Consider the following 25,346-nt stretch of genomic DNA (forward strand, 5'->3'; position numbering starts at 1 on the left):
GCCTCGCTACAGCCCCGGGACCACTCGGGCCCCGGTTCATTCCCCAGGAGCCGCACAATGAAGTCGCCCACCCCCAGAACCGCCACCCACACCGGACGCCGAGCCCTCCCGACCGTCGCCGTCCTCATGGCCGCCGTCGCCTCGACCCTGGTGCCCGCCACCCCCTCGCAGGCCGCGGACACCAGCGTAACCGTCGACTTCGCCACCGCCGGCGGCGCGCCGACCTACCACGCGTCCGGCATGATCTACGGCATGACGCCGGACGGTTCGCTGCCGCAGGACCACTTCTTCAAGGACATCAAGTGGCACTTCATGCGGGCCGGCGGCGCGCAGCTCAACAGCGGCGGGTACGCCACCAGCCTGGCCGACTACCAGACCCGCTGGAACTCGACCCTCGCGCAGTACAAGCGGACCGTCGCGCTCGGCGGCACGTTCGTGCTGCTCCCGCACGACCTGTGGGGCGCGGACGGGACCACCAACCAGGGTTGGCCGGGCGACAACGGTGACTGGACGCAGTTCGACAACTTCGTCACGCAGCTCATCAACGACGTGAAGGCCAACAACATGACCGTCGAGTGGGATCTGTGGAACGAGCCCGACGGCGCCGGCTTCTGGAAACCCTCGCAGGCGCAGTACCTGCAGATGTGGTCGCGCTTCTACGCCCGGGTCCGGGCGGCCTTCCCCAGCCAGCTCATCGTCGGACCCAGCACGGCCTCCCAGCCGAACTCCTCCAACACCTGGTGGACCACCTACCTGAACTACGTCAAGGCCAACAACGTCACCCCGGACATCTACAGCTGGCACGACGAGCCGGGCGACCCCGCCACCGACGTCGGCCGCGCCAACTCCACGCTGTCAGCGGCCGGGTTGACCAACACCCGCCCGTACCAGATCAACGAGTACGCCACCCTGTCCATGCAGTCCCCGGGCGGCGGCGCCTGGTTCATCGGCCGCCTGGAGCGAGCCGGCGCCGACGGTCTGCGGGGCAACTGGGCCTCCGGCACCGGACTGCACGACGACGAGGCGAACCTGCTCACCAAGAACAGCGCCGGCCAGTATCTGCCGCTGGGGGAGTGGTTCATGTACCGCTACTACGGCTCGCAGACCGGCAACATCGTCAACTTCGTCCCCGGCACCAACACCGACGGCCTGGCCACCAAGGACAACACCGCCAAGAACGCCAGGATCCTACTCGGCAGCAACGGCAACACCGGCACGGTCACCGTCAACCTCACCGGCCTCAACACCACGTCGGTGGTGGAGAACAGTCAGGTCCGTGCGGTCGTCCAGCGCGTCTCGTACAACAACGGCGCCCCGGTGGCCGGACCGGAGACGATCTCCGACACCACCCTGAACGTCAGCAACAACACAGCCTCGGTGAACATCCCCTGGTCGAACGCCAAGGACGGTTACACCGTCACCCTCCTTCCGCCGTCCAACACGACGATCTCGACCGTCGCGGTCAGCGAGAACAGCGGGCAGTGCCTGGACGACACCAACCTGAGCACCGCGAACGGCACGCAGTACCAGCAGTACTACTGTGAGGGCGGCTACCAGCAGATGCTCGACCTCAAGCCGGTGAGCGGCAAGACCAACACGTACACCGTGGTGAACGAGCTCAGCGGCAAGTGCCTCGACGTCTCCGGGGCGTCCACCGCCGACGGCGCCGCCGTCATTCAGTACACCTGCAACGGCGGCACCAACCAGCAGTTCACGCTCAACCCCGTCGCTGCACTGGGCAACAGCAAGGACTACCAGCTGGTTGCCGTTCACAGCGGCAAGTGCGTCGACGTCAGCAATGTCTCGACCACGGCCGGCGCCCTGATCCACCAGTGGACCTGCGACCCGGCCAGCGCACTGAGCACCAAGAAGAACCAGATCTGGCGTCTCTCCGGCAAGAGCTGACACCCGGTACCTCTCCAGACCTGTCTGGCACGCGTGGCCGTCCGATATCGCTGTGGGACGGCCGCGCTTCCTTCGCCGGTTGCCGTTGCTCTCGGGCGTTCGCTTCCCCAACCCGTGACGCGGACGGGTAGTCGTTGCGCAAACGGCCATGCTGCGGCGCGGCGAGGGCGAACCGCAGGTGCCGGACCGCTTCCGCGTGCCGCCCGTGTCCGACGCGTCCTAGTCCTAGTCCTAGTCCTGGTCGAGGTCGTTGCCGTGGACTCGCGTGACAGCGAGAGCCGTGCGCAGGTGCGCGGACGTCCCCGGTCGGGTGAATCACGGGCCTGTGGTGCGTCCGTTCGCGGCGGGCAGGCAGACAGGCGGGCACGTGTTCCTGGGAGAAGGCATTGTGCTGTGCGCCGTGCTCTGATCGCGCTTTGGCGCACAGGGCGTCCACCCGGCCCTTGAAGACGGCTTCCAGGAGCAACTGCCGTGAGGGGAAGTGTCGGTGGAGTGTGGCTGAGCCGACTCCGGCGTGCCGGGCGATCTCCTCCAGTGAGGCTTCGGCGCCGTGTTCGGCGACAAGGCGCTCGGCGGAGGCCACGATCCGGTCGTAGTTGCGGCGTGCGTCGGCACGCATCGGCCGCGAAGCCGGGTCAGCTGGGCTCTTGGGCACGGAAACTCCTGACGACTTGCCAACTGGGGTGGTCCTCCATATCGGCCGATAACCGGAGGGCCACCCCAGTGATGGGCGTGGGCCCTCGTCGGCATGCGACGCGGGGAGATTCGTGGAACCGACAGGAAAGATCGTCGTGGTGGTGGGGGCGACCGGCCTGCAGGGCCGGGCGGTGACACGGCACTTGCTCAGCGACGGCTGGCAGGTACGCGCACTCACCCGCGATCCGGATGGGACACCGGCCAAGGACCTGGTGAGCGCCGGTGCGCAGATCGTGCGCGCGCAGATGGAGGACGTCGCCTCGTTGATCGCCGCGGCAGACGGCGCATACGGCATGTTCAGCGTCCAGCCCACGGTTGGTTGCCCCGGGACGGCGCCGGACTTCAGCGCCGATGACGAGGTCCGCTGGGGGATCAACGTCGCCGAGGCTGCGCGTGCCGCCGACATCGAGCACTTCGTCTTCACCTCGGTGGCCGGCGCGGACCGTCACGGCAGCGAGAGATTGCCACGGAACCTGGTCAGCAAGTGGCGGATTGAGCAGCACATCGCCGCGCTCGGTCTGCCCGCGACGATCCTGCGGCCGGTCTCCTTCATGGAGAACTTCACCGACGCATATGCCCTGCAGGATAGGGCGTTGGCCACCGCCCTCGCCCCCGAGGTTCCGCAGCAGATCATGGCCGTGGACGACGTCGGCTTCGTCGCCGCACTGGCCTTCTCCCGGCCCGAGGACTGGATCGGCCGCGAAGTCGCCCTGGCCGGAGACGAACTCGCACCGGTCCAGATCGCCGCGGCCATCGAGAACGCACTCGGACGCCCGCTGCCGTACGTCCGGATCCCGATCGCAGCAATCCGGGCCCTCCGTGAGGACTTCGCGTTCGCCAACGAGTGGCTCAACGAACACGGCTACCGCGCAGACATCACCGCAACCCGCCGTATCCACCCCGGAGCGATGGACTTCCTCACCTGGCTGGAGCGCACGGGTGCTGCCCAGATCGCCGCCTTCCTGGCCACCCAGCCCACCACAGGGCGGCACGCATGAGCGCCGGTATACCCGACCTCGGGCGCGTCGGGATCTGGGCGGGCGACCTCGACACCTACCCCGCGGCAGGGCTGCGCAGTCGTCGGTCCGTAGGCGGCGGAACCAGTGCAGGTGGGCGAACGCGCGCTCCACGATCCAACGCTGGGTGTCGAGTGCGGAGCCGTGCTCGGTACACCGGCGAGCGTTCGGCGGCTTCGAGGTCCCAGACCAGGCTGCCCGGCACCATGTCCAGATCAGGAGCCTGTCCGCTCCAAAAAAGGAGCGCAGAAGCGCCGTCGCGCTGCGACACTGTCCCGATGATCACCGTGCCTACTGCTGTGCTGGATTCGTTGTACGGGCTCGCGTTCGGCGACGCCTTCGGTGACCGTTGGTTCGGCATCCTGCGCCGGGACGGTTCGGCATGCCTGGAGGCGCGGACGCTGCCCCCGGAACCGCTGTGGCGGTGGAGTGACGACACCGCCCAAGCGCTCGTTCTCGTCCGGGAACTCGTCGAGGGCGGCGGCACCGTCGACCAGGACCGCCTCGCCCTTCGCTTCGCGGCGGCCTACGCCGACGACACGCACCGCGGGTACGGAGCCTCGATGCATGACGTGCTCCGCCGCATCGGCGCGGGCGAGCCCTGGCAGGAGGTGGTCGCCGGACAGTTCGGCGGCCAAGGCTCCTGGGGCAACGGCGCAGCCATGCGCGCCGCCCCGCTCGGCGCCTGGCACTCCGCCGACCTCGATGCGGTCGCTGAGCAGGCCGCCCGCCAGGGCGCGGTCTCGCACCATCACCCGGAGGCGGTCGCCGCAGCGGTGGCGGTCGCCCTTGCCGCGGCGCTGGCCACCCGCAGCCGGGGCGGGCACACCCCGGCCAGGTCGGACTTCCTTCAGGCAGTCGCCGAACGACTCCCGGACAGCGACGTCCGGTCGGGAGTGCGGGTCGCGGCCCGGATGCCGGAGCGCACGTCGGTTCGGCACGCCGCGGAGGTCCTGGGCTCCGGCTACCGGATGTCAGGGCCTGACACCGTTCCGTACGCCCTGTGGTGCGCGGCGGGGCACCTCGACGACCTGCACGAGGGCTTGTGGTTCACGGTCGCTGGGCGCGGCGATATCGACACCACCTGCGCTATTGCGGGCGGGGTGATCGCCGCGCGCACGGGCGTCGCCGCGCTCCCTCCCGCCTGGCACGCAGCCTGTGAACCGCTGCCCCCGGTCGTGACGGAGTAAGCACTCCTATCGGGATGAGTTCAGGCGTCTCCAGCAGATGAGTGCGCATCCGAGGCTGAGGAGGGCTTCGTAGATGTCGTCGCGGATCTCCCAGCGGATCCGTAGGCGGCGGAACCAGTGCAGGTGGGCGAACGCGCGCTCCACGCCCCAACGCTGGGTGCCGAGGCCGGAGCCGTGCTCGGTGCCTCGGCGGGCGATCAACGGTCTCACGCCGAGGTCCCGGACCAGGCGGCGGTACGTGTCGTGCTCGTAGCCGCGGTCGCCAGTACGATGTTCGGTCGGCGCCGGGGCCGGCCGCGCTTGCCTCGCACCTTTAACGCCCGAATGCGGGAGCCTCGACGGCCGCCCGGGAGAAGTCCAGGGCGTTCGCACCGCGCAGCTTGGCGAGGAGGACCTCGTACAGGCGGGGCCACACACCGGCCCGGTCCATTCGGCAGGCGGCGCCGGCAGGTCATGCCCGAGCCGAAGCCGAGCTCCTGCGGCAGGTGTTCCCAGGTAATCCCGGTATGCAGCACGAACAGGATGCCCTGGAACACCGGCCGGACCGGATGCCGCTTGCGCCCAGGAAGCCGGCTCCGACGCTCCACCTTCAGCAGCGGCTCGATCACCAGGCCCGGAGCAATCCAACCACGTCCCGGCGGTGGGTTGTCCAGGCCCGTCGACGGGGGCAACGGAGTCATGTCCGGATGCTGGAGCTATTGTTGATCGACGAAGCGTCACCAGGCATGGAGGCCCACTCCGACCGGGCAGCCACCGTCCACAACGAAGTCGGGAGGTTGGTTCTCGTTGAAGAAGACCTCCTGGCAACCCTATTGGTGGCGGCTGCTGTTCCGTGCGGACGGTGAGCCGGAGTTCACGGTGCTGGGTCCCAAGCCGGTCGGCCAGGTTCCGAACGATGCCCTGAAGAACGCGTCCCTCGAAGTGTGGGCCGACGCCTTGCTGGAGGATTCACCCGACGAGCTCGACGACCTGCGGGGCGACCTGCTTCTTGAGTGTTACACAGAGCCTGCTCCCGCCGAGGGCACTTTGCCGGTGTACTCACGCCAGGTACGGCTGCCGGGATATGCCCTGTCTCCGTACCCCGAGAGGCGACACGTCTGAGGACAACTGCCGAGTCGGCCCGGCGGGACGGCCGAGGGGATCCCCATCCCGCATCGGCGACCCGGATCTGGATCACCGATCTCGCCCGAAGGACGTCGGAGCAGCGTTGAAGGAGAACGCATCCACCAATGAGAAGCCGCGCAGGTGGGTGCCCAGTCATGGTCGGCGTTGAGGACGTTCATCGTGCGCTGAGCTGGCGGAAGGCGTCGTGGGCGGGGGTGCCGGGTTCGGCGGTCCACATGACGAGTTACTGGTCGGGGTCCTCAGCGCAGAGAAGGGTGGCCCAGTCAACCTCGATCTCGCCGAAGTCGGGGTCTCGCTGGGAGAGTTCACGTACGAGTTCGGCCAGTCGTCGGTCGCCGGGGTGTCGGGCGGCCTCCATCCTCAGATGGGCGACTGGGCGAGCATGTCGGTGCGCCGTCCGACGACGAAGGCCGGCGTGGTGTTGAGGTCGTCGAGCATGCGGCGCAGTTGGATCTGTACCTGGTGTCATTCTTCCGGGGCCGACAGTGTTGCCATTCCCTTCCCGGCGGGATTGAACAAGTAGATGCGCTGATCTTCGTTGAGCCGCAGTACTTTGGCCAGCTCGGCGAGGATCGGCTCGGAGGCTTGGAGGCGGCCCTGCTCCAGGCGGGTGTAGTAGTCGGTGCTGATCGCGGCGAGCTGGGCGACCTCTTCGCGGCGCAGGCCAGGGACACGGCGCGCCCGACCGGCTGTGACGAGCCCTGATTCCTCGGGGCTGACCTCGGCGCGGCGTTTTTTGCCTGTTTCTGCCGGTCCTGGACCGGGCGGTGACGCCGGCACACGGCTGAGCAGGTCGTTGGGATACGCGGATCCGGACGCGCACCGGGCCCGCCGCCGTATGCGGGCCCGGGCCTTGACAACTTTGAGGCCGAGTTCGCAGCCCTGCGCCAATTTGCCCTCAACGGCACCCACCACCGCAGCCACGACGAGCAGAACGCGGCCATCGCCGCCTGCGTCCGCTGGCGCAATGCCTGCGCCGAACCGAAGACGGCCTTCGCACCCGACTCACCAATCCGCTCATGGACCGATTACCCGGCCAAGGGTGCGTGACGAGCCACTAGCGTTTGATGCCTACGCCCGCCAACAGGCTGATCTGGGCGTCCGTGGGCTCCGTTCCGTCGGCGGGTCCGGCGGGCCGCCAGCGGTGGCAGCAGACGATGCCGGGGTCGATCAGGTCGAGTCCGTCGAAGAAGCGGCGGACGTCGCTGTGCGAACGGAACTGCACCGGAGACCCGGACTTGGTGTAGACCTCCGCGACCTTGTTCCAGGTGACGGGGTCGAAGTCGGGCGTGCAGTGATTCATGGCGAGGGCGCTGCCCGCCGGGAGCGGGTCGAGCAGCCGGCGGATGATGGCGTACGGGTCGTGCGGGTCGGTGATGAAGTGCATGAGCGCGTTGAGGGAGAGGGCGATGGGCTGGTCGAAGTTCAGGACCTCCGAGGCCTCCACGGCGCTCATCAGCGCATCGGGGTCCCTGACGTCGGCTTCGACGTAGGCCGTGCGTCCCTGCGCCGTGCTGCGCATGAGGCGTTCGGCGTACTTCAGGACGAGAGGGTCGTTGTCGGCGTACACGACGCGGGCATCGAGCGCGACGGACTGGGCGACCTGGTGCAGGTTGGGCTCGGTCGGGATGCCCGTGCCGATGTCGAGCCATTGGCGGATGCCGTGCTCCTGCGCCAGGACCCGGGTGGCCCGGTGCATGAACGCCCGGTTCTCGCGGGCGGTCACGTAGATGCCGGGGTGGGCCTTGGCGGCGACCAGGGCCGCCTCCTTGTCGATCTCGAAGTGGTCCTTGCCGCCGAGGAAGTAGTCGTACATCCGGGCCGAGTGCGCCTTGCTCGTGTCGAGATCCCGGCCGGCCTGCCTGGTGGTCATGTTCTCCCCTTCACGCGTGTGTCTGTCGGCCCGCAGGCCAGGAGCGGGACCGGTGTCGTCGTCCCTCATGTCCGCCGCCGGTTCACCCGGCGGCCAAGTGATCGGCCAGGCCCTCTTTGACCCCGCGGACGAAAGCGGCGATCTCCTCCGGCGAGTAGATCAGCGCCGGCCCTGTCGGGTCGGTCGACTGCCGTACGGCCACGCGGCCGTCGGCGAGTAGTTTCGTCTCGACGCATTGACCGCCGTTCGGTCCGCTCCAGGGCCGCTCCCAGCCCTGTTCCCCGAGGTCGCGGGCCGGCATCCCGTTGTAGACGCCCTCGTCGGTGAATGTCACGAGTACTCCTTGCGCATGCGGTTCAAGAGCGCTCTGCTGTCCTCGGACGACGTCAGCAGAGCCATACGGGAATGCGCCTCAAGATGGGCGACGACGTCCGCGCGCTGGTCCAGGTAGACGGAGGCGGACAGGAGTTCGCTGTAGACGATGTCGGGCAGCTCGGGTTCCTCGAACCGGAAATACGTGAACGGCGCGCATGCCCCGACATGGGCACCCGCGGCGAAGGGCACGATGTCCACGCTGACGTGCGCGAGCTCGGACATGTCCAGGAGCCGCTCGATCTGCTCCCGCATCACGTCGGGGCTGCCCACTGCCCGGTGCAGGACGGCTTCCTCCATGACCACCCACAACGTGGGGGCGTCCTCCCGCTCCAGCAGGCTCTGGCGGCGTAGCCGCAGCTCCACGCGGCGCGCGAGCTCCTCCTCGCTGCCGTGCGGCAACCCGCCGCGCAGTACGGCGCGGGCGTAGTCGGGGGTCTGCAGAAGGCCGGTGACGTACTGGGGTTCATAGGTGCGTAGGGTCTTGGCGCTGGTCTCCAGGCTGACGTAGGCGGTGAACCAGCTGGGGACGGCGTCGCGGTAGGAGTGCCACCAGCCGGGCTGGTTGGCCTGCTCGGCCAGGTCGACGAACTCGTCGATCACCTGACGGTCCGCCCCGTAGGTCTCCAGGAGCTTCTCCACGTAGAGAGGCTTCAGCGCGACCTCGGCCTTTTCCAGCCGGCGGATCGTCAGGGTCTTCACGCGCAGGGCTTGTGCCGCGTCCTCCAGCGAGGCACCGGCGTCGAGCCGCATGTCCTGCAGCCGACGGCCGAGGATCATACGCAGGACTGTCGGTGCGCTGGTGCTGGAACGGGCTTCGCTCACGCCCACCCTCCTGAGGGGCCATCAACAACTCCATTGTGACAGTGACTTGATGTCGACGCCAAGGTGATACCCGCGCTGCTGAAATTATCAGGGAGTCGGTTGCAGCGTGAGCGCGATCACGCGCATAGTTGGCATGTGAGCGGTCAAGTCACAGCTCTGACGCAGCATCCGGCCTGGACGGGACACGTGATGCTGATGCCGTCGTCGGCACCCCAGCGCAGGGCGCCTGCCTCGTCATACGCCTCTCACCACGCAAGCTGGAGCCCCCATCCGCACGCCGCGCCCGCCCTCGAGAAGGCACTGGAAGGCGACATCCGTGACTCTGCCCACGCCCTCAGCCCCGGCCCCCGCCTTAGCCACGACCATGCCTCGTCGGGAGTACTGGTTCGGCCTACCCGCCCTGCGCACCAGTGTGAGATCCGCCCGCGACACCGTGCGCGACCGGCTCCGTGCCTGGAAGGTACCCGGCGACACCTGCTGCGACGCGGTGCTGCTGGTCTCCGAGCTGACCACGAACGCTGTACTCCACACCGACAGCGGTCATGTCCTGTGTGGCCTCACGCTGACCGGCGACGAGCGGCGCCTGCGTATCGAACTCCACGACGACGGCCGCACCCCGGTCCGGCCGCCCCAGCACCACGCCGGCTTCGGCGAGGAGAGCGGGCGGGGCCTGTTCCTCGTCCAGCAACTCGCCGACCGCTGGGGTTCCGCATGCTCGACGCGGGCCGAAGGAAAGGTTGTCTGGGCGGAGTTGACGGCCTACCCCTGATGCCATGGGCACCGGTCGGTGCTGAATATGGGGCTCGCCCGGCAGCGACAGCCCGGATACGGCGTGGCCAGGACCGGCCGGCTGCGCTCCGGACCAGTTGCCCGTCCAACGGCAGAGACGCAGTCGGCACCGCACGGCCCCGCTACGTGCGCTTCGCGCTGCGAGGAATCCCTTCTCCTCGATCCATCTACAGAAGGCGCCCATGACTTCCCACGGCGAAACCGCTTCTCCTGTCGTGCTCTACGTATGCGCCGACCGAGCCCCGGGCGCGCCCGGGGCAGCCACGCAGTGCGCGCGGGCAGAAGGCCATGCGTTCGCCCGGGAGCGCGGACTGGCGATCGCCGAGGTCGTCACCGACACGTACGGTGAGCCCGACCCGGCCCAGCGCAGAGGGTGGCGGCGTGTGAGACAGCTGGTACAGACTGGCCACGTCACCGCGGTACTCGTCCGCTGGCCCAGCGCCATTGCACCGGAGTCCGCGCATGATCTCCGGTACCGCGAGACCGCCTGGCTCCACGACCACGGTGTGCGCGTCTGGTACACCTGGGCGCCCTTGGCGTCGAGGAGCGCACCAGACCCACCGCATCCCACTTGAAGTCTTCGGGGTAATTCTTCCGCTTTGTCGCCTTGGTCGACAACTCCGGCACGGCCGCCGAGCAGTACAACGGATTCACCGCCGAGGAGCGGGCCGCGATGAAGGAACACGCGCAGGAGCAGAAGAAGGCGGCGACGCGGCGCGGTTCGCGGGCGGAGAAGGAGGCGGCAGCGGAGCGGGTGTGCTCGCGAAGATCGCCGAGATGCTCGAGCGATGCATCAACCGCTCGAAGCAGTGGCGCGGCATCGCCACCCGCTACGAGAAGACCGCGACCATCCATCTGGCCGGACTCCACGTCGCGGGTATCTTCCTGTGGTCTGTCCGGTGATCCAAACGGAGCCGCCCTAATAGCTGTCGTAGCTGGGCTTACCGTTCGGCCGGTAGACGCCGACGATGGTGCCGCCCTTCGTCGTCGAGACGCTGACCGGCTCCAGCGCAGTGGGGATCGTTTCGTCGGCGAACAGCCGCTTGCCGGTGCCGATGATCACCGGATGGATGGTCAGCCGGTACTCGTCGACGAGGGCGTGCTGCATGAGGGTCTGGGCGAGGTCGCCACTGCCCACGACGTTGATGTTGCCGCCGTCGGACGCTTTCAGCTTGCGTACGGCATCGACGATGTCGCCCTCCAGCAGCGTGGAGTTCTGCCACTCGACGGATGTCAGGGTCCGAGACGCCACGTACTTGTGCATGCTGTTCATCCGAATGGTGAACGGGTTGTCGGGATCGGCGGTCGGCCAGTACGACGCGAAGATCTCGTACGTCTTGCGGCCGAGCAGCATCGCGTCGGAGAACTCGTACCAACCGGCGATGGCCGTGCCGACCTCGTCGTCGGCCACCGGCTTCTGCCAGCCACCGTGCTCGAAGCCGCTCTGAGCGTCCTCATCCGGACCGCCCGGCGCCTGCATGACGCCGTCCAGCGTCAGGAACGTGCAAACGATGATCTTGCGCATGGTGCGCTCCCTTCGTCGACGGGCAGACCGCACAACCGCCGGAAACTCATCGGCAGCCGCTGGCCCGCTGGCCCGCTGGCCCGCTGACAGTCTGGTCACCCGGCACCCCGGCCTGGACTGCTTCAGCTGTCCGTGAGGTGGTGCCAGACGTAGACGCAGCCTTTCAGGCTGGCAAGCGCGGGCCGGTTCAGGACGGCCTGGAGCCGTTCGGGCCCGACGAGGGCGACGGGCAGGCGTGGCTCGTGTTCCTGGAAGGAGTCCCATAGCCGGTAGAGGTAGTAGAGGGCGTCGGTGTGCAGAAGATGGGCGTTGTGGACGATGGCTGCCGGCCGGGGGTGTCGCCCGAGTTGTTCCTCGATCGCGTCCTGCGTCCGTGCCGCTTGGCGGGGGCGGGGCGGCCTGGAGGACGGCTTTGCCCTGGACGTTGTCGGGAGCGATGACGCACATCAGTGCGCACGTCTACAGCACGTGCCCCAGGTTCTCATGTAGCGCGGCGGACGCTTTGTCCGGCACGGTCTCGTTCATCGGCATCTCTAGGTCAGTGGCCGTATCCCGGCAGTGCACCACGGTGTCAGCCCGCAGGTGGTCGAGGCACCGGATCCGGCCGAGATCGAAACGCTTTGGTGCACAACGCGATCGGGCCTGCCCCTGGCTGCGCTTAGCTCGACATCACCCGGGGGCGAGCGGAGTTCGCCCGATACCTGGTCGGAGCCGACGGCGCGTGGAGTCCGGTCCGGCAGCAGGCCGGCATCGAGTTTCCCGGCCCGCCCGGCAACACGGTGTCCTACCTTGCAGACGTCGAACTGGACGCGGCACCACAAAACGCGACCCACGTGTGGGACCACGCGGACGGCTGGGTCAGTATCGTGCCGCTCTTCGACGGCATCCACCGCGTGTTCGGCGTTCTGCCCGAGGACACCGGCCTGACGCCGGAGAAGGTCACCGCCAGGCGGAGCCAACCTCTCACCCTCGAGGACCTGCGCGGCATCCTCAAGCGCGTCGCCGGCACCGACTACGGGCTGCGCAACGCGGTGTGGATCTCCACGGCCGGTAACACCACCCGCCACGCCACCCGGTACCGGGTCAACCGTGTCTTCGTGGCCGGTGACGCCGCGCACGTGCACTTCCCGGCGGGTGGCCAGGGAGTCAACGTCGGCATGCAGGACGGCGTCAACCTCGCATGGAAGCTCGCGGCCGAGATCAAGGGCCAGGCCACCCCGCTGATCACCGGCGGCGCGGCCTCCTACGACCGTGAACGCCGCCCGGTGGCCGAGTCCCTGGCGCAGAACACGCAGGCCCAGACGGCGCTGATGACCACGTTCACGCCCCAAGGCGCGGCCCTGCGCGAGCTGATGAGCACGCTGCTCGCCCGGCCGGAGACCAACGCACACCTGGCCGGACTGCTGTCGGGGCTCAGCGTGTCCTACGACACCCCCGATGCAGGCCATCCCCTGGACGGGCACCGCGCGCCGAACCTGCGTCTGCCGGACGGGGACACCGTGCTGCGCCGACTGCGCGTCGATCGCTTCCTGTTGCTGGACTTCACCCCGGCCGGGGAGCTGGCCGCGCTGGACTCGTCGGCGGTGGAGGTGGTCCCGGCCGGGCCCTGGTCCGGGTTGGCAGCCGCGCTGGTACGCCCCGACGGATACATCGCCCGCGCGTGGAGCGTGGCGGACGCCGACCAGGTCAGGGCGGCACTTACCGACTGGGGGGCCTCCTGACCGCAGCCTCGGGCCCACGGCGTCGGAGGCGAAGGGCCCTCGCGCCGGTCACCCGGCCGGGGAGTTTTCCGTCCCGCCGAGGCCGTCGAGGAACAGCGGCTACCTCACCTCCTGACAGCACGTGCCTACATGGCCGCTCACTCCCCCCTGACGAAAAGGACGACCCTCACCATGTCCTTCACCGGAGAAGAGATCACCTACATCCGCTCACAGCGCCTGGCTCGCATCGCGAACGTCTCGGCGGCCGGCCAGCCCGACGTCACCCCGGTCGTGTTCGAGTTCGACAGCGAGCACTTCTACATCGGCGGCTTCGACCCGACCAACACCCGTCGCGCGCGCAACGTGCGTGACGGCAACCACAAGGTGGCTCTCGTCATCGACGATCTCGCCTCCACCGAGCCGTGGACACCACGCTACCTGCGCGTACACGGCACAGCCGAGCTGGTGGCCCGAGCAACCCGTACCGGGGGGCAGCAGATCATGAAGATCACTCCGGTCACCTCCTGGAGCATGAACCTGTCCGCGACCTGGTCTCCCGGCAGCGCCCACCAGCTACGCCCCCGCAAAACCCAGCATCAGCAGCCCGACGGAAGTGAGTGACGCATGAGCGCCCCCGCCCCCACCGCACCCCCCGTCCTCGTTGTCGGCGCGACCGGTGCGCTCGGCGGCCGGGTCGTCGATGAACTCCTCGCCCGCGGCAAGACGGTCCGTGCGCTGGTCCGTCCCACCAGTGACGCGAGCAAGCTCCAGGACAAGGGCGTCGAGATCGCCCGCGGCGACATACTCGATCTCGACTCCCTCACCGCCGCCATGCAGGGTGCCGACGCCGTCATCACCACCGCCGCCGGCTACACCGGCGGCGATAAGAAGGCACAGGACGTCGACACGCTCGGCAACGCCAACCTCGCCGAGGCCGCCCACCGCACCGGCATACGCCGGTTCGCCCTCACCAGCATCCTCACCAGCGACCAGACACCCGACGTGCCGCACTTCTGGCACAAGAAACTCGCCGAGGACAAGCTCGAACAGCTCGGCGTCCCCTTCGTCGCCCTGCGCCCTGGAGCCTTCCTCGCCCAGGTCACCACGCTGGCGGGCAACCCCCTCGACAAGGGGTGGGTGCTCTGGATGGCCAAGCCCGACATCCCCCTGACGTTCGTTCACACCTCCGACCTCGCCGCCTACCTGGCGGCCGCGGTCGACGCCGACGCCTCGCCCGCCGAGCGCGTTGACATCGGCTGAGACCGGCCGGTCAGCATGCGGGAGGTGGCCCGCCTGCTCGGCAGCCGGGCCGGAGAGCCGATCAAGGTACGGGCCGTGCCATCCGCGGTCATCCGGGCAGCGGGCGCCCTCGTCGGCCCGTTCAAGCCGATCGTCAAGGACATGGCCGCCATGTTCCGCTGGTTCGACACCGGCCGCTACGTCGCCGACACCATCCGCCAGATCCAGCTGTTCGGGCCCGCCCCCACGGCCGAGGACACCATCGCCCGCCTCGCTTCCGAACTTCGCGCCCCGCGCGGGCGGTGACAGGGCCGCGGAGATGTCCCGTAACAACACACCCAACGAAGGAGCACCTCTGATGAGCAACGAACGCCCGTTTTCCGATGAGACCCACGAGCTCCTCTACCTCGTCATGAGCCGACTCGTCGGTGACGACCCGAGCACACTCATGCCGAAGATCAAGGAACACCTCGCCTTCGGGGCAGACCTCGAAAGCAGGGGGATCACCTTCGAAGGCGGTCCCCTCATGACGCCCGACGGCAAGAACTCCGGAACCGGCCTGTACATCCTGCGCGCCGCCTCCCTGGCCGAAGCAGAGCAGATCGCAAGCCAGGACCCCCTGCACGCGGCAGGACTCCGCATCCCCACCGTCAGCCCCTGGTACCGCAAGAGGCGCCCGGCGGAAACGGCATGAGATCGGCGCCGTTCGAAGCCAACTGATCGAACGGCGCTTCGCCCACCACGGACTCGGACCGCGCCGTCAGGAGGCGCATTCGGGTGCCGGTGCGCGCTGCCGCGTCACTGCCGCACCTCCCGCAGCACCTGCTGCGTGCCGTGGAAGAAGGCCGCGGTCACGCCCCTGGCCCACTCCAGCTGATCGTTCCCCCAGCAGGGAGAGATGCCCGGCGACCTACGCCGCGAGCAGGTCATGGGCCCGCCGAGCTATTTCGCTAGCGTGTCTCCGCACGCGATCGGATGGTGAGGTCCGCCGGGATGCGGGGGCTGGCCGTGGGCACGGAGCCGGTGGTCATTCTCGTACTGCGTGCCCGCGACCGAGAGGGATCACCACGGCTGACCTTTTCGCGAGTTGATCGCGGAGTGCGGTGTTCTCGGCGACCAGGGCCGCGATGACCGTGGCGGCGGCGTCACCATCGGCCGCAGCTATCCGACCCGAGTCCGGCCGACGGTCAAGACTCCGCCATGTGACATGAGCGGCTGAGAGGGCGGGAGTTACCCAACGTACTGAGGGAGGAAGCAGCTGGCGACTCCCGACGAAGGGTAACTCCGTGATCGCGCAACGCATCGTCATCGCCTCGGCCGCAGGGCTCGCGTCCGCGCTCCTGCTGGCGGCGTGCGGCTCTTCGAACGACAACGCCTCCAGCACGAACCCCGGCAACGCCGCCGCCGTCGCCACGGCTGCGTCGGATCCCGCGACCTCCGCACCGGCCACCTCCGCACCTGCGGACGGCGGTAACTCCGGCAACGGGCACTTGGCCACGACCACCATGCTGATGGCCAAGACGGTCAAGGGCATGGGCAGTGTGGTCACCGACGACAAGGGGATGACGCTCTACCGCTCCGACAAGGACCAGGCGGCCCCCTCCAGGTGGACATGTGCCGGTGAGTGTACGAAGACATGGATGCCCGTCATGGTGCAGGACTCCGTACGGACCATGGGCGTGGAGAAGAGCCTGATCGGCACGGTCCACCGGAACGGCATGAAACAGGTCACCCTCGACGGCTGGCCGCTGTACCGGTACATGGGCGACACCAAGGCCGGGCAGATGAGCGGCCAGGGCAAGGACAGGCAGTGGTACGCCGTTACCCCGACCGGCCAGAAGTCCGCCATGACGGGCTGACCGGCGATTAATTGGGAAGGGATGGCACCAGCCCAGCTCCATGGCTTTCTGCTGCACCGTCAGCATGACGCTGCCCTTGCCGAAAAATCATCCACTCTCGTGGGTGCCGGTGTGTGGGATGGCGACTGCGGTCGCTGCGCCGTCAGATCACCGTCCTGGAGCGCCGACTCGCAAAGAAGAGGGTGCGGTTCCACCCGGGTGATCGGGCATTCTTGGCGGCGCTGCTGCACCAGCCCCCGAAGGACGTGCTGCGCATGCTCGCGCGCCGCCACGCCGCAGCCTCCCGGCCCAAGCGTCCGGGCCGACCGCGGACCGTGCACTCCGCCCGGGCCCTGGTGCTGCGCCTGGCGCGGGAGAATCCCGGTTGGGGCCACCGGCGTCTGCACGGCGAACTGCTCATCCTGGGCGTGAAGGTCGCCGCGTCCACCGTCTGGGAGATCCTCGAAGAGGCCGGCATCGACCCGGCTCCCGAACGGAACTCCAGCACGTGGGCGAGTTTCCTGCGCTCCCAGGCCGATGCCCTGCTTGCCTGCGACTTCTTCGAGACGGTCACGCTGACCGGAGCGCGGCTGTACGTGTTCGCGGTGGTCGAGCACGCCAACCGACGGATCCGGATCCTGGGTGCCACCGCGCACCCGACCGCGTCCTGGGTGGCCCAGGCCGCCAGGAATCTGGTCATGGACCTCGAGGACGCTCGACGCCTTCCTGGCGGAGGCGGGGATCGACGTCGTGCTCAGCGGTGTCCGGATGCCGAGGATGAACTCGGTCATGGAGGGGTCGTGTGCAGAGCTGTCGGCGCGAGCTCCTGGCCGCACCCTGAGCAGTTCTACAACGGCCACCGGCCCCACCAGGGCATCACGAACGCCCCTCCGCTGAACCCCTTGCCCGCGCCGATCGCCGATCCGGAGCAGACAGCCCGCCTGGACATACGCCGACGTGATCGTCTCGGAGGCGTCCTCCACGAGTACGCACATGCCGCATGACCAGGGCGGACGAGGTTATCGGCAAGGGCAGCGCCGCTACTGCCACACCCCCAACCCCGAGCCCGGCATCGGCGACCGCGGCGAACGCCACCTGAGCCAACTCTGGGCCGCCCCCCAGCAGCCGCCGGTACACCCGCAGCTGACCGAATCCGACCTCACCCAGCGCCGCGCCTACAAGGAGGACTTCGACCAGAGCGCCGACACCTGGCAGCAGTAGCGCGCGCCGACCGGTCTCCAAGCGCATCGCCTGCTCATGCCAGACCGATGGACCGACAGCCGTACTGCTGCCGGTCCCTCTGCCCCGTCCGGCGCTGTTACGCCCAGCGCATCCCGATCGCCGACAGCTGCTCGCGCCGCTCGGGGGCGCCTTACCAGCTCCTTCAGACCGAGGCCGGCGGCGCCTCGGCCCGGCTGTGTCAGGCGGAAGGGCTTGCCTCCCTCGGCTTCGTCTGCCGCGGACATGCCATCAGTATGGCCCGAGGGAGCATGATCCGGGAGTCAGCGTCTAGACTCTGCGCCTGATCCGGCATTGTGCGGGGCCTTTTGCGAGCAGGGTGATGCCCGCGCCGAGTGGTACCTCGTCTTTGCTGGCGGCTTCGAACTCGTATGCCTGGATCAGTACGGCGAGCCCGAGTACCGATTCCAGCATCGACAGGTGCTGCCCGATGCAGGCGCGCGGTCCGCCGCCGAACGGGAACCAGGCGTAGCGCGGGCGGCCGGCCTCCGCTTCGGGCGTGAAGCGCTCGGGGACGAAGCGGTCTGGGTCCGGCCAGTAGTCGGGGTGGCGGTGGGTGACCCATGGGCTGACGAGGAGGTCGGCGCCGGCCGGTATGCGTACGCCGTCGATCTGCGTGTCGGCGACCGCGCGGCGGCCGATGACGGGCGCGGACGGATACAGCCGCATCGCTTCCTTCAGCGCCATCGTCAGGTACGGCAGTGCCTCCATGTCCGCTGCGGTGGGTGTCCGTCCGCCGGGGCCGCCGAGCACCTCGTCCACCTCCTTGCGTACCCGGCGCTGGTGTTCCGGATGTCGGGCGAGCAGATGCAGGGCGAAGGCGAGCGCGGTGGCCGTCGTCTCATGGCCGGCGAGCAGGAAGATCAGCACCTGTTCGCGTAGTTCGGCGGCGTCCATGCTGCCGTCCTCGGCGTTCTCGGCGTGGACGAGGAGGGTGACGAGGTCCTCCGCGGCCCCGCCCCCTCGCCGTCGCGCGATGATGCCGTCGCAGAGCGCGAACAGCTCCTTCTGAAGGCGGGCAGCACGGCGGTTGGCAGGGGTGGGCCAGGTGCGCGGGGTCTTCACCGGTGAGAAGCCCCGCTTCAGTGAGTACTCCTGGAGCGCGGGCAGCGATCGTTCGACCACCTTCAGTGCCCTCTCCATGTCCTCGCCGAACAGGATCCGGCCGACGACGCGCAGCGCGAACCGGTGCATCTCACCGACCAGTTCGACAGTCTGGCCTGGATGCGTGCTTCAGGCCTTCGCAAGTGCCGCTGCCTCATGTGTCACCTGCTGCGCATAGCCGTTCACACGGCGGGGGGTGAACAGCGGCTGGATGAGGCGGCGCTGGCGCAGGTAGGCGGTGTCCTGACTGGTGAGCAGGCCGTTGCCGACGGACTGTCGTACTTCCTCGTAGAAGACGTTGTCCTTGCGGAAGACGGCGGCCTGCGTCGCCAGGACCTGCTGGGCGCCCTCGGCCGAGAACACCGCGTAGAGGTCCGTGCGCAGGCCGGGCGGCCCGGCGCGGAACCGCACGACGTCACCGTGATCGCGCCGCGCCCGCAGATATGCCGCCAGTGGATCGTTCAGCAGGTCGCTCATCGAACCGAGCAGGGGCCCTCCTGCCACGATCGGCGCCTCCGCGCCCGGGACTGTCACCGTCATGGTCTTTAAGCCTCCAGCAGTCTGTGAGCCTGTCCGCTCCTCAGTAGTCTCCCAGCAGCGCATCGACGGGCGCCATGACAGGCGGCCCGCCGGGTCGTGGCGAGGGAGCTTTTGGTAACCCCGGCTATCAGAAACATGCGGAATGCCGCCTGAGTCATGGTGATTCATGCTCTCGATGTTCTTGTGCAGGGCGGAACCCCCAACGCCTGCAGGCCGTGACCAGGACTGCCTGCCCCAAACGGACAACTTCGGCCCCAAGCAACGTCATCCGACGATGACCGACGAACGGACCCGCCCCGAATTCGGGGCCGAACCTGCCATGATCCAGCTATGCCCGAATACTTTTGGCCCGATTGGGGGAGCGACAAGGACTATGGAACCCGCGTCGTAGCCGCCTGGCCCGACACCGTTCGCAGCCTCCCCCTCGGCGCCGCGGTCACCGGCGAGGTCGTCGGCCGCCAGCCATTCGGCGTCTTCCTCGCCATCGATCACCACCCCGAAGCCATCGGCTTGGCCGAGATCACTGCCATGCCCCGTTGCATGGAACTTCCGCGCGTTGGAGAGCACGTCGCCGGACTCGTCCTGTGGCATGCCGACCACAACCACCAGGTCAAGATCAAGCTCACCGAGTGGGACGAACACGCAGATCTGCTGACGTCATTCGCCGACATGATCGGCCAGACCGTCAGGGCACAGGTCACCAAGCTCGCGCCGATCGGCGCCTTCGTCCGAGTCGCCGACTGCGTCGAAGGACTCATCCGACCAGAAGAACTCCCGCAGACGCCGGTCCAGGAAGGGCAGGAGTTGATGGTCGCGATCCTCGGCGTCGACCTCGAGCGACATCGGATCCTCCTGGCCGCATCAACCGGACGTTGAGAGGAGGCGCCACATGGACCAGCCGAATCTCGACTTGAGTTCCTGGAGCATCGAGAGGCTGGAGACCCACATGGCCGGGCTTCAGCGTGGGCAGGAGCTGGAGCGAATACGCACGGTTGCGCAGTCCCACGTGTATCGGTCTGCAGAGTCGCGTGATGCGCGCCTTCGCTGGGCCAAGCTGTCCCTGGCGGCGAACAGGAGGTTTCACGGCGACGGTCCGTGGGAGCAAGCCCGTATGCACCGTCAGGAATTCGCACTTCGGACCTGGGTCATTGAACACCTCGGCACCGACGCTGACCCGGACTGGAGCCCCGAAGCTCTGGCCAACGACACCCTCGCCGCGCTCTCGCTTGAGCCGCGCCGAGCGAAGTCGCTCGCGGCCGGCTGGCGAGACCTCCCGATCGAGCAGATGGGCGATCTGCGCCGTCACAAGAACCTCACCGCTCACATCGACCGGCTCATGCCCAGCCTTCCCCTCGGACCGATCAAAGATCAACTCGCAGGCTGGTCGTCCGTGCGCCAGCACCTGCCCTGAACCCGGGGTGGTCGGGAAGGCTACTGAACTTGAATTCGTGATGTCGGCTCAGGGGCTCGCTGAGGCGACGATGGTCACGAAGTGCTGCAAGACGGCGAATGGCAGCGTCTGCGTCTCGTCGAAGAAGACCTCCGCTGGCTTTTCCTCCTCGGGGGCGTAGACAACCACCGTCACGGCTGCCGGTCCGGGTGCCGGTGAAGCAGGCATGGAAGGGGTTCCGCCCGGAACCATGCGGGCCTCGCTGAGCTCGAAGTGGGTGGTCAAGCCCTCGCCCGCACCCGTCTTGGTGGTGAGAGAGCAGTACAGATCACCGTCATAGTCCCAGGTCCGCAAAGACATGGCGGTGATGCTGCCACACCTGCCGCTGCCAGCGACGGGCATAAGAGCGTGTCGGGGGTGGCCGCTTGTTACTCTTTCCGATCATGCGAGCCCTCTTTCCAGGATCCTTCGACCCGGTCACTCAAGGGCACCAGGACGTACTCCGGCGCGCTGCCCTCCTGTTCGACGAGGTCGTCGTATGCGTGATGTCCAATTCGAACAAGACCGGCCGCTTCCCCATCGCGGAACGGCTGGACCGGCTCCGCGCGGCAGCAACTGACTTGAGCAACGTCACGGTCGACTCCCACACCGGCGGCCTGCTGGTCGACTACTGCCGCCGAGTCGGAATCGACGTCGTCGTCCGCGGAGTTCGCGGCGTTCCCGACCTGGACTACGAAATGCCGCCGGCCCGTATGAACCGCGAACTGGCCGGAGTCGAAACGTTCTTCATCGCTGCAGACCCCGCCCTGGCCCACATCTCCTCCACGCTCGTCACCGCGATGAGTCAACTGGACCGTGTCCCCGAATGATGGTTTGAGCGAGCTTCTTCCAGCAGGTGGGGGCGGCAGGTCATTGCGGGGATGGTGTTCGTAGCGGTGGTTGAGTCGGCGGTAGCCGGTCAGCCAGGACATCGTCCTCTCGATCACCCACCGGCGCCGTCCGAGCCGTTGCGACGACTCGACGCCCTTGCGGGCGATGCGGACACCGATCCGTTTGCCGCGTCACCATTTCCGCAGGTGGGGGATGTTGTAGGCCTTGTCGACGTGGAGGCGTTGGGGCTTGAACTGGCGGCCGTGGTGGGGGCGTGTCTCGTTTGGTGACCCGTGATCACGGGCTTCAGGGCGAGGCTGTCGTGGGTGTTGGCCGCGGTGACGCCGACGAGGAGGGGCAGCCCGTTCGTGTCCGACAGGACGTGCATTTTCGAACCGGGTTTGCCCCGGTCCACGGGGCTCGGACCTATGAGTTCGCCCCCCTTTTGGCGCGGACGTGGGCGGAGCCGAGGACGGCACGTGAGAGATCGAGGAGGCCGGCGTCGTCGAGCCGGTGCGCACACCCCTGAGAGGCGGTGGCGCCTGGCACCCTGACACATTCACCGAGCGTCACCCAACGTGCGTGGGCTCCGTTGTGCCGGTGTGGAATGGACGCAGTTGCTGAAGGACCTCGCCGACGCGGCACGAGTGCGCAACGCCAAGGTGGCGGCTCTGCGCAACGCCGGGCCCGCGGGAGCGAGCCGGCCGCGCAGGCCATCGTCGCCGGCGCCCTCGGCCCAGTGCTCGCCAAGGTTTTGGCGACGATGGAGCCGACGACCGCCCGCACGTGTGTGGCCAGGGATGGGCAGCGGCGTCCGAGCCCTTTCCCGGTTCATGACGGCTCTTCTGCTTGCTTGCCCGGGGCGTCCGTGATCCGGACCTCCACGTCCCTTGGCTGCTGGAGATCGCCGTTGACCGGGACGAGGTCCTGCGGACAGGCGGGCAGCACGACCACCACATCCGTGAGCGCCCGCAGGAGCACCGAGTCGCCGTCCGAGTTGACGGGCACATTCATGAACAAATTGAGTGGAGCGGGCACCGGGGTCAGGAGGTCCGGGAGGCCGGACTCGGCGAGGGCTCGGTGGCAGTTGTCGCTGCAGTTGTCGTGGTGGCCTTTGCGTCCCAGTTGCTGGTACCGGACGGGGTCACAGGCCGGGATCAAGGTGTCGTGCACGCCCGGAGAGGTGTCCTCGGCGATGTGCAGGATGGGCCTGCGCCGGTCGTCGACCAGCTCGTCACCGGCCTTCACCGTCAGGCGGCCGAGCATGGCGCGCGTGTGCGCCATCGACAGCCCGTGCTGCGGTTCCTGCCTTGCTACTGCCCAGGTGTCGACCACCTGGCTCCCGTACGTGTTGATCACACGCAGTGTTCCGCCCTGCGATACCTGGAAGGCCGTTCCTGTGCGTGCGGCCAGCGTCGTCGTGACAGCCATGATCTCTCCTTGGTGTTCAGACCGAGGCGCCTTCGTTGCCGCAGTTTTCGGCTGACGTCCCACCGGGGCTGGGCGCAGACTACCGGGGTGAAGACGCTCGATCCGGACGACCGCGTCGCGGATGCGATGATGCATCCGCGCCACCAGGTGATGCAGCAGGAGTTGGTGCCGTTGATCGAGCAGGTCCGCGCCTGCTGCGGCGGCAGCAACGCCTTCAGCCGGGCCGTGAAGCGCATGGCCATGGGCGGCAAGCCGCAGCCCGGGGCGCCCGGAGCCGCCATCGGGCCGGGACTCGGGGGACATTGCGGCTTGGGTCATCGAGCGGGACCCGTGCGAGAGGCTCGGGCGCCGGTTGCGCAGCCTGGGTGACGTCCTGGCGTGGCGGGCGTTCGGGCGCAACCGCCGCATCCTGCTGGCCTGGTGCCGCAACATGCCGCCGGGGGTGATGGCGGGCAAGGAGGGCTTGGTCGCCGAACTCGCCTTCGTCGAGGAGCAGTGGCGGGACCACGGCCGCTACGTGCTGCTGCGCGATCTGACGAACTGCCTGCGGATCGGCGATGCCACCGAGTGGGACCCGGACCGCGGTGGACCACGCATCGCGGAGATCAAAATCAACCCGTGCCGGAAGGACCCCAGGCAGCAGCGCCGGATCGACGCCTTCCACGCCGCGGTGTACGAGGGCGGGAACCTACCCGGCGACCATCGCGACGAACGGCTCCACGACCCGAGTTCCGTCGACACCGTGCAGGCGAAGAGCGGTACCGCCGGTCGCTTCAGCGGCAGCAGACTGTGTACGAAGACCCCGTCAGCCCACGCACCGTGGCCGACGAGGTGGTGGGCAACCACCGGGTGCTAGCCGACCTCGAGGGCATTGACGACGCGCGGGCTCAGGCGGTCGTGGCCCTGACGATCGACGACTACACCCAAGCAGAGATCCGGCAGTTGCTCGCGCCGAAGTCGGTCCGCGCCATCGAGGGCGTGCTCTACGGGTGGCGGAAGGAAGCCCAAGAGAAAGCCCAGAAGGAAGCCCAGGAGGACGAAGGAGGTGGGCGGCATGGCGAACAATGAGGAGAACTTCGATGCGCTGCTGGAGAGTTCATCCCTTGGCAGCCCGGCGCCCGGCAACTTCGTGCACGCACACCCCTCCACGAGGCCCGCACCGCCCGCAGGCTTGCGGAGGAGCAGGATCCAACGGCACCGCCGGCCGACGGACCCCCGGGGCGGGCAGCGACCCGGGTCCTGGCTGGTCGACCTGACCACATCGAGCTGGACCCGCGCCTGCCCAGCCCGTTCACCCCGGACGGCAGCCGTCCGACCGGCCCGGCCTGGTATCGGACGGACACCGTCGCCTACGCCCAGGAACTCGGCCACGACGTGCACCAGATCGAGGCGTACCTGCGGCGTGGGACCGGCGCGTACCTGGGCCCGTGGCACGACCGGCTCAAGAACGCCTACGTCGACACCCTCGCCGGCCTCGGTGTCCCCCGGGACCTGTCCGACGCGGAGTTCCTCTCATCCGGTCGTGCACGTGTGAGCGGCCGCGATCACGGCTCCGTCTCCTCGTTCAGGCCTTCCAGCGGGTCCTTGATCAGACGGACTGGTTCTGCGAGTGCGGCCTCGTAGCGGTTACGGGCGAAAACATAGGGCCCCGTGGAGAGCTCACCCCACTCCTTGCGGAAGGGCTGTCGGAACGATGACCAGGTGACGGTCGTCGGAGTGGTGGTGATGAGTGCCAGTACGGGCCAGCAGCCCCAGATGCCACAGGAGCAGCCAAGGACCGGGGTGGTACCGGCTGCGTCAGCGAACTCTGGGGCCGGATCCCCGAGAAAATGGCGCATGGGGTCGCCGATCTCCGGGACAGGAAGGCCGTCGTGTTGAGACAGCAGAAAGCGTTCCTGCTCCGATGGGGTTTCCTCCTCGTGCTCCCGGCTCCAATGGGCGCGGGTGGCGTCGGCGACGTGAACACGCAGATCCGTGCCGTCGATCCGGAAGCCCCATAGAAGGAGGGAGGAGTCTTCGGAGCGCGGGTAGTGCAGGAATTCGATGCTCTGCATGGCCGTCATCTTGATGGGCGAGGACTTCCCACGCGACCAGTTTTGGTTGCTGTAGTGGCCCTCTCGGCCCGTACCTGGCTACGGAGCTGGCGACAACAACCGATCCGTTTCGCTCTGGTTGTCGGTGCCAAGTAGCGTGCCGATCCGTTGACAACCATCCTGCTTCACCGACGCGAAGGCGCAGGTCGGCACCCGCCGCTGGTGACACCTACCGTACTTCGGCACACCGTGCTCACGGATGAAGAACTCAAAGCCCTCGCGGACCGCGTTCGACCTGGCAAGTGCCGGCTTCTCGCCGATGCCGCCCGAGCGGGAAGACGACGAGCACGGCGGCGTCCTGGTCTTCATCGACCAGCACCAGGTGTGTGCCGCCTGGAGCACGCACGCCCGGCGAGCGACGCGGCGCTCGACATGCAGGACGCCGGCCGTAAGGACGAGGACGTCGTCCGCCGCTACGGCACTGTCCGCGCCACGATGCTCCTCGCCCTCGGCAGCATCCTCAACGCCTTCACTACCGCACCACGTCCCGGAACTTCGGGTTCGGGCACGTGATCGTCCCCGGACCAGTCCTGACCAACCCGCCCAGGCGTCGACCGGCGCTCTCACGGAAAGGTAAGCAGTCATG

The 25,346-nt window shown here is 68.2% G+C and carries 28 protein-coding genes and 8 pseudogenes; 22 read left to right on the forward strand and 14 right to left on the reverse strand.

Annotated features, from left to right (window positions below; translation table 11 throughout):
* Positions 1–57: 57 nt before the first annotated feature.
* The gene (locus ACH47Z_RS39510) at positions 58–1,905 is read left to right on the forward strand and encodes an RICIN domain-containing protein (RefSeq protein WP_399082936.1); all 1,848 of its coding nucleotides are present in this window, start codon (positions 58–60) and stop codon (positions 1,903–1,905) included.
* Between the two features lie 409 nt (positions 1,906–2,314).
* Here ACH47Z_RS39510 and ACH47Z_RS39515 read toward each other — a convergent pair.
* Positions 2,315–2,524 (reverse strand): annotated as a pseudogene (locus tag ACH47Z_RS39515) (helix-turn-helix domain-containing protein); the annotation flags it as partial.
* 148 nt (positions 2,525–2,672) lie between these two features.
* Here ACH47Z_RS39515 and ACH47Z_RS39520 point away from each other — a divergent pair.
* Positions 2,673–3,599, forward strand: a complete 927-nt coding sequence (locus tag ACH47Z_RS39520; RefSeq protein WP_399082939.1) for an NmrA/HSCARG family protein — start codon at positions 2,673–2,675, stop codon at positions 3,597–3,599.
* Positions 3,600–3,683: 84 nt separating this feature from the next.
* Here ACH47Z_RS39520 and ACH47Z_RS39525 read toward each other — a convergent pair.
* Positions 3,684–3,794 (reverse strand): annotated as a pseudogene (locus ACH47Z_RS39525) (IS5/IS1182 family transposase); the annotation flags it as partial.
* Positions 3,795–3,895: 101 nt separating this feature from the next.
* On the opposite strand from ACH47Z_RS39525, the gene ACH47Z_RS39530 reads away from it, so the two are divergent.
* Positions 3,896–4,807 (forward strand): ADP-ribosylglycohydrolase family protein, encoded by a 912-nt coding sequence (locus ACH47Z_RS39530; protein WP_399082942.1) that lies wholly within the window; start codon positions 3,896–3,898, stop codon positions 4,805–4,807.
* A gap of 6 nt (positions 4,808–4,813) precedes the next feature.
* On the opposite strand, the pseudogene ACH47Z_RS39535 reads toward ACH47Z_RS39530, so the two are convergent.
* Positions 4,814–5,430, reverse strand: a pseudogene (locus ACH47Z_RS39535) (transposase).
* Between the two features lie 163 nt (positions 5,431–5,593).
* Between ACH47Z_RS39535 and ACH47Z_RS39540 the strand changes: the two are divergent.
* The gene (locus tag ACH47Z_RS39540) at positions 5,594–5,908 is read left to right on the forward strand and encodes a hypothetical protein (RefSeq protein WP_399082945.1); all 315 of its coding nucleotides are present in this window, start codon (positions 5,594–5,596) and stop codon (positions 5,906–5,908) included.
* 178 nt (positions 5,909–6,086) lie between these two features.
* Here ACH47Z_RS39540 and ACH47Z_RS39545 read toward each other — a convergent pair.
* From ACH47Z_RS39545 to ACH47Z_RS39560, 4 genes and pseudogenes are all read right to left on the reverse strand, one after another.
* Positions 6,087–6,724, reverse strand: a pseudogene (locus tag ACH47Z_RS39545) (helix-turn-helix domain-containing protein).
* A gap of 265 nt (positions 6,725–6,989) precedes the next feature.
* Positions 6,990–7,805, reverse strand: a complete 816-nt coding sequence (locus ACH47Z_RS39550) for an SAM-dependent methyltransferase (protein WP_399082948.1) — start codon at positions 7,803–7,805, stop codon at positions 6,990–6,992.
* Positions 7,806–7,887: 82 nt separating this feature from the next.
* On the reverse strand, positions 7,888–8,106 hold the full coding sequence (locus ACH47Z_RS39555) for a DUF397 domain-containing protein (RefSeq protein WP_399083045.1): 219 nt from the start codon (positions 8,104–8,106) through the stop codon (positions 7,888–7,890).
* Positions 8,107–8,135: 29 nt separating this feature from the next.
* Entirely contained in the window at positions 8,136–9,002 is an 867-nt protein-coding gene (locus ACH47Z_RS39560; RefSeq protein ID WP_399082951.1) for a helix-turn-helix domain-containing protein, read from the reverse strand.
* Between the two features lie 364 nt (positions 9,003–9,366).
* Here ACH47Z_RS39560 and ACH47Z_RS39565 point away from each other — a divergent pair, with 364 nt between their 5' ends.
* A complete protein-coding gene (locus ACH47Z_RS39565) occupies positions 9,367–9,771 on the forward strand; it encodes an ATP-binding protein (RefSeq protein ID WP_399082954.1) in 405 nt (134 codons plus the stop codon).
* 776 nt (positions 9,772–10,547) lie between these two features.
* Entirely contained in the window at positions 10,548–10,694 is a 147-nt protein-coding gene (locus ACH47Z_RS39570) for a hypothetical protein (RefSeq protein WP_399083054.1), read from the forward strand.
* A gap of 16 nt (positions 10,695–10,710) precedes the next feature.
* On the opposite strand, the gene ACH47Z_RS39575 is transcribed toward ACH47Z_RS39570, so the two are convergent.
* Positions 10,711–11,316, reverse strand: a complete 606-nt coding sequence (locus tag ACH47Z_RS39575; RefSeq protein ID WP_399082958.1) for a dihydrofolate reductase family protein — start codon at positions 11,314–11,316, stop codon at positions 10,711–10,713.
* Positions 11,317–12,017: 701 nt separating this feature from the next.
* Between ACH47Z_RS39575 and ACH47Z_RS39580 the strand changes: the two genes are divergently transcribed.
* The 8 genes and pseudogenes from ACH47Z_RS39580 to ACH47Z_RS39615 all read left to right on the forward strand — a co-directional run bounded on the left by ACH47Z_RS39580 (position 12,018) and on the right by ACH47Z_RS39615 (position 17,314).
* A complete protein-coding gene (locus ACH47Z_RS39580) occupies positions 12,018–13,037 on the forward strand; it encodes an FAD-dependent monooxygenase (protein WP_399083048.1) in 1,020 nt (339 codons plus the stop codon).
* Positions 13,038–13,208: 171 nt separating this feature from the next.
* On the forward strand, positions 13,209–13,637 hold the full coding sequence (locus tag ACH47Z_RS39585; protein ID WP_399082961.1) for a PPOX class F420-dependent oxidoreductase: 429 nt from the start codon (positions 13,209–13,211) through the stop codon (positions 13,635–13,637).
* Between the two features lie 3 nt (positions 13,638–13,640).
* Entirely contained in the window at positions 13,641–14,276 is a 636-nt protein-coding gene (locus ACH47Z_RS39590) for an SDR family oxidoreductase (protein ID WP_399082964.1), read from the forward strand.
* Between the two features lie 24 nt (positions 14,277–14,300).
* The gene (locus ACH47Z_RS39595; protein WP_399082967.1) at positions 14,301–14,561 is read left to right on the forward strand and encodes a hypothetical protein; all 261 of its coding nucleotides are present in this window, start codon (positions 14,301–14,303) and stop codon (positions 14,559–14,561) included.
* A gap of 52 nt (positions 14,562–14,613) precedes the next feature.
* On the forward strand, positions 14,614–14,949 hold the full coding sequence (locus ACH47Z_RS39600) for a YciI family protein (protein WP_399082970.1): 336 nt from the start codon (positions 14,614–14,616) through the stop codon (positions 14,947–14,949).
* A gap of 592 nt (positions 14,950–15,541) precedes the next feature.
* Positions 15,542–16,114: a hypothetical protein gene (locus tag ACH47Z_RS39605; RefSeq protein WP_399082973.1), complete on the forward strand. Its 573-nt coding sequence runs from the start codon at positions 15,542–15,544 to the stop codon at positions 16,112–16,114.
* An 86-nt stretch (positions 16,115–16,200) separates the two neighbouring features.
* A pseudogene (locus ACH47Z_RS39610) lies at positions 16,201–17,097 on the forward strand (integrase).
* Entirely contained in the window at positions 17,087–17,314 is a 228-nt protein-coding gene (locus ACH47Z_RS39615) for a hypothetical protein (RefSeq protein ID WP_399082975.1), read from the forward strand. Before ACH47Z_RS39610 ends, ACH47Z_RS39615 begins: the two are co-directional and overlap by 11 nt.
* 288 nt (positions 17,315–17,602) lie before the next feature.
* Here the strand turns inward: ACH47Z_RS39615 and ACH47Z_RS39620 are convergent.
* A pseudogene (locus tag ACH47Z_RS39620) lies at positions 17,603–18,976 on the reverse strand (cytochrome P450).
* A 330-nt stretch (positions 18,977–19,306) separates the two neighbouring features.
* On the opposite strand from ACH47Z_RS39620, the gene ACH47Z_RS39625 reads away from it, so the two are divergent.
* Both ACH47Z_RS39625 and ACH47Z_RS39630 read left to right on the forward strand, forming a co-directional pair.
* Complete coding sequence (locus ACH47Z_RS39625; protein WP_399082978.1) at positions 19,307–19,852, forward strand: S1 RNA-binding domain-containing protein; 546 nt, start codon at positions 19,307–19,309, stop codon at positions 19,850–19,852.
* A 13-nt stretch (positions 19,853–19,865) separates the two neighbouring features.
* Entirely contained in the window at positions 19,866–20,387 is a 522-nt protein-coding gene (locus ACH47Z_RS39630) for a hypothetical protein (RefSeq protein ID WP_399082981.1), read from the forward strand.
* Between the two features lie 48 nt (positions 20,388–20,435).
* On the opposite strand, the gene ACH47Z_RS39635 is transcribed toward ACH47Z_RS39630, so the two are convergent.
* Positions 20,436–20,726, reverse strand: a complete 291-nt coding sequence (locus ACH47Z_RS39635; protein WP_399082984.1) for a hypothetical protein — start codon at positions 20,724–20,726, stop codon at positions 20,436–20,438.
* Positions 20,727–20,809: 83 nt separating this feature from the next.
* Here ACH47Z_RS39635 and coaD point away from each other — a divergent pair, with 83 nt between their 5' ends.
* Positions 20,810–21,235 (forward strand): pantetheine-phosphate adenylyltransferase, encoded by a 426-nt coding sequence (coaD, locus tag ACH47Z_RS39640; protein WP_399082987.1) that lies wholly within the window; start codon positions 20,810–20,812, stop codon positions 21,233–21,235.
* Between the two features lie 36 nt (positions 21,236–21,271).
* On the opposite strand, the pseudogene ACH47Z_RS39645 reads toward coaD, so the two are convergent.
* Positions 21,272–21,752, reverse strand: a pseudogene (locus ACH47Z_RS39645) (transposase); the annotation flags it as partial.
* A gap of 315 nt (positions 21,753–22,067) precedes the next feature.
* Positions 22,068–22,667: a DUF1989 domain-containing protein gene (locus ACH47Z_RS39650; RefSeq protein WP_399082990.1), complete on the reverse strand. Its 600-nt coding sequence runs from the start codon at positions 22,665–22,667 to the stop codon at positions 22,068–22,070.
* 87 nt (positions 22,668–22,754) lie between these two features.
* Here ACH47Z_RS39650 and ACH47Z_RS39655 point away from each other — a divergent pair, with 87 nt between their 5' ends.
* From ACH47Z_RS39655 to ACH47Z_RS39670, 4 genes and pseudogenes are all read left to right on the forward strand, one after another.
* Positions 22,755–23,036, forward strand: a complete 282-nt coding sequence (locus tag ACH47Z_RS39655; RefSeq protein ID WP_399082993.1) for a hypothetical protein — start codon at positions 22,755–22,757, stop codon at positions 23,034–23,036.
* Positions 23,020–23,523: a hypothetical protein gene (locus ACH47Z_RS39660; RefSeq protein WP_399082996.1), complete on the forward strand. Its 504-nt coding sequence runs from the start codon at positions 23,020–23,022 to the stop codon at positions 23,521–23,523. Before ACH47Z_RS39655 ends, ACH47Z_RS39660 begins: the two co-directional genes overlap by 17 nt.
* Positions 23,487–23,735 carry a hypothetical protein gene (locus tag ACH47Z_RS39665; protein WP_399082999.1) on the forward strand — a complete coding sequence of 83 codons (249 nt, stop codon included), beginning with the start codon at positions 23,487–23,489 and terminating at the stop codon, positions 23,733–23,735. The genes ACH47Z_RS39660 and ACH47Z_RS39665 overlap by 37 nt, the downstream gene beginning before the upstream one ends.
* Positions 23,736–23,898: 163 nt before the next feature.
* Positions 23,899–24,185 (forward strand): annotated as a pseudogene (locus ACH47Z_RS39670) (transcriptional regulator); the annotation flags it as partial.
* A 26-nt stretch (positions 24,186–24,211) separates the two neighbouring features.
* Here ACH47Z_RS39670 and ACH47Z_RS39675 read toward each other — a convergent pair.
* Together ACH47Z_RS39675 and ACH47Z_RS39680 are read right to left on the reverse strand one after the other, a co-directional pair.
* Complete coding sequence (locus ACH47Z_RS39675; RefSeq protein WP_399083002.1) at positions 24,212–24,721, reverse strand: hypothetical protein; 510 nt, start codon at positions 24,719–24,721, stop codon at positions 24,212–24,214.
* A gap of 78 nt (positions 24,722–24,799) precedes the next feature.
* On the reverse strand, positions 24,800–25,069 hold the full coding sequence (locus tag ACH47Z_RS39680; RefSeq protein WP_399083005.1) for a hypothetical protein: 270 nt from the start codon (positions 25,067–25,069) through the stop codon (positions 24,800–24,802).
* Positions 25,070–25,084: 15 nt separating this feature from the next.
* On the opposite strand from ACH47Z_RS39680, the gene ACH47Z_RS39685 reads away from it, so the two are divergent.
* The gene (locus ACH47Z_RS39685) at positions 25,085–25,273 is read left to right on the forward strand and encodes a hypothetical protein (RefSeq protein WP_399083008.1); all 189 of its coding nucleotides are present in this window, start codon (positions 25,085–25,087) and stop codon (positions 25,271–25,273) included.
* Positions 25,274–25,346 lie beyond the last annotated feature (73 nt).

Origin of the sequence: Streptomyces sp. NPDC020192 (genome assembly GCF_044388685.1) — a bacterium.
In the GTDB taxonomy this organism is placed as follows: domain Bacteria; phylum Actinomycetota; class Actinomycetes; order Streptomycetales; family Streptomycetaceae; genus Streptomyces.